The following is a 274-nucleotide window of genomic DNA, read 5'->3' as shown; positions in this document are numbered from 1 at the left end:
ACGCTGCCGGTTCGGAGACGACCGCATACGCGATGCACACCGCCGCCAGACCGATCAGCGAGTGCATGGCCGCGACGAGTTCGGGCATCTTCGTCATCTCGACGCGCGCGGCGACGTAGGCGCCCAGGCCGCCACCCACCACGAGCACACCAAAGAGCAAGCCAAGGCCGAGCCCGAGATTCGAGCCGAACTGTGCGGACTCCTTCACGATCAGGGCAAGGGTCGTGAGAATGGCGATGGCCATACCGACCATGCCGAACACGTTGCCGGCGCG

Annotated in this window: 1 protein-coding gene; it reads right to left on the bottom strand. The window is 66.1% G+C overall.

From position 1 onward, the window contains the following. The coding region (locus tag AB4Y42_RS44475; protein ID WP_368697928.1) for an NAD(P)(+) transhydrogenase (Re/Si-specific) subunit beta at positions 1–274 on the bottom strand (274 nt) is incomplete at both ends.

Origin of the sequence: Paraburkholderia sp. EG286B, assembly GCF_040965655.1 — a bacterium.
In the GTDB taxonomy this organism is placed as follows: Bacteria; Pseudomonadota; Gammaproteobacteria; order Burkholderiales; family Burkholderiaceae; genus Paraburkholderia.
The sequence above is the reverse complement of the archived record's forward strand: the minus strand, read 5'-3'. Positions and strand labels throughout refer to the sequence as shown.